This window comes from Flavobacterium columnare NBRC 100251 = ATCC 23463 (genome assembly GCF_002530675.1).
Taxonomy (GTDB): domain Bacteria; phylum Bacteroidota; class Bacteroidia; order Flavobacteriales; family Flavobacteriaceae; genus Flavobacterium; species Flavobacterium columnare.
Window position 1 is genome coordinate 1 of sequence record NZ_PCMX01000040.1, and the last position, 2,434, is coordinate 2,434.

3 protein-coding genes are annotated in these 2,434 nt (G+C 38.4%); all 3 read left to right on the forward strand.

The window, feature by feature from the left end; translation table 11 throughout:
- Positions 1–98: 98 nt before the first annotated feature.
- Positions 99–485 carry a type VI secretion system tube protein TssD gene (gene tssD / locus B0A78_RS06450; RefSeq protein ID WP_014164869.1) on the forward strand — a complete coding sequence of 129 codons (387 nt, stop codon included), beginning with the start codon at positions 99–101 and terminating at the stop codon, positions 483–485.
- Positions 486–709: 224 nt separating this feature from the next.
- Positions 710–1,099: a type VI secretion system tube protein TssD gene (gene tssD, locus B0A78_RS06455; RefSeq protein WP_097609484.1), complete on the forward strand. Its 390-nt coding sequence runs from the start codon at positions 710–712 to the stop codon at positions 1,097–1,099.
- A gap of 31 nt (positions 1,100–1,130) precedes the next feature.
- Positions 1,131–2,434, forward strand: a 1,304-nt coding sequence (locus B0A78_RS06460; protein ID WP_097609485.1) for a contractile injection system protein, VgrG/Pvc8 family, incomplete at its 3' end; no start/stop codon positions are given.

Consider the following 2,434-nt stretch of genomic DNA (forward strand, 5'->3'; position numbering starts at 1 on the left):
TACCTAACAAAACCCACCCCAAAATCATTTTTTAACCTACTCTATACCTTTATAGATATATCCTTATGTATTTCTTAATTTTTTAAATATTTATAATTATGTCATTCAAAGCAAAATTAGCAGTAGCAGGAAAAGAGTACACAGTATTAAATGTAAACTACGGTTTATTTCAAGAAACAGACGCAACGGGTAGACCTTCTACTGTAACTAGAGGAGGAAAAATTGAATTAACAATTGAAGGTACTGCAGACACTTCATTCTTTGAGTGGATGACCAACTCATTTGAAAGAAAAGACGGAAGTGTAAAATTCTTTAAAAGAGACAGCGAAGCGGTTCTAAAAGAATTAAAATTCTCAGAAGGATACTTAGTAAAATTCAGAGAAAACTTTGATTCTACAGGCGTAAATCCACTAACTGAAACCTTTACCATTTCAGCTAAAAAAATTGAACTAGGTTCAGGAGCTTACGAAAACGAATGGGTATAATCCCTTCAAAAAGGCGTTCCCTAAAAACAACTTTTTAACCCCAGTTCTTTGTTACTTTCTCTAGGGAAATGACATTGGCTAGATCAATCATTGTATTACCTCCTAGGTTTTACACCGGTCAACCCTAGTCTAAAAAGAACTCCGTTAAATGATGGTTGCGATCTTTTGGGATCGCCTTTTTTCTTTTTTTTCTTTCAAATAAACAACCCTATAAAAAAACAAACATGTCCTTTTTAGCTAAATTAGAACTAGACGGAAATACTTACAACATACTCAGTTGCGACTATAATTTTACACAACAAATAGACGCTACAGGAAAACCCGAAGGAATGCCTCAAGGAGGCGAAATTAACATCCGTATAGAAAGCAACGGGAAATCCAACCTATTACAATGGATGCTCGACAACAGTCAAACCAAAAACGGCACCATTATATTCTTTAGAAGAGATGCCATGAGCAAACTACAAGAGTTAAAGTTTGAAAAAGCCTATTGTGTTTCCTTTTCGGAATATTTTGACGCTAAAAGCACTGAACCGCTACAAATTGCCCTACGTCTAATGGCCAAACGTTTTGTTCTAAACGAAGCTGCACACGAAAAGAAATGGAAAGATTAAACAACAACTAAACAACTAAAAAATACGCGATATGGATACTTACAACAGCGATTATGGAAGACTCAACCATCCTGACGACATAGCAAAATACGCCTCATTACGTTCCTTTAAAGACTTTTTAGCCGACAAATCCAGTCCATTAGTCTACTGCACCCTTACCATAGAAGGCAAATCCTTCCTAGAAAAATCCCATTTTAACCTACAGTTCCATCAAAAAACCAACGAACACGACACCTTTACCCTAGATACCCGTGCCGATTCCCTAGACAACGAAGAAGCCTACATCATGGAACATTCTAAAAGCTACCTAGGAAAAACCATACACATCCACCTGCACCGATTTGGAGAAATAAAACAAACCTTTACAGGCATTATAACCCATTTAAACCTTTTAAAAAAAGACGGTTACGGCAGACTATATATTACAGGACACGCTCCTACCATTATGTTAGAACAAGGACTTGAATCCCAAAGTTTTGAAAACAAAACCCTAGAAGAAATCTTTCAAGACATAACCGCCCAATACCCCAAAGACACCCTTCATACCATTGTCCGAAACAACAACACCCAAAATGTGTTGCCTTACACCGTACAATACAACCAAACAGATTACCAATTTTTACAACAACTTGCCATACGCTATGGCGAATACCTGTATTACAACGGACAGAGCCTAGTGTTAGGCAACAAAGTAGGCCCTAAAATCATAAACCTAGACGAAAGTGTAGACCTAGTACACGTATCCTTTGAAATATCAGTAAAACCACAACAATTTACCTACACCACCTACGATGTAGAATCAGGCACCAGCCTACAACGAGATAGCGCCTCAGCTCAATTACAAAACAAAGTCAACCCCTACCAACTAGTAGCCCTAAAAGCCTCAAAAAACGTATTCCATAAAAAACCCAACAAGCTCCACAACCCCACGGGTATCAACAACCGAACCGATAAAGAGCTACAAGATGCCGTACGAAAACAAAAAGAACTCAGAGAAAACCTGATGATCGTAAAAGGCAAAAGCAAAGACCCCCAACTCAAACAAGGCGATCTAACCAAACTGGTTGATATAAACGACCGCCCTATGGAAACCTATCGCATCATAGAAATTCAACATTTTCATGATGGCAATAGCTATTACAACGAGTTCGTAGCCATTCCCGATTTATGGACCCCTCCTTATTTTGACGACAACACCTATCCTAATTGCGAAGAACAAACCGCACGGGTAGTAGACAACAACGATCCTATGAGCATGGGGCGTGTACGCGTACAATTTCCATGGCAAGAAAGAAAAAACCAAAAAACCCCATGGATTCGCCTAATACAACCCCA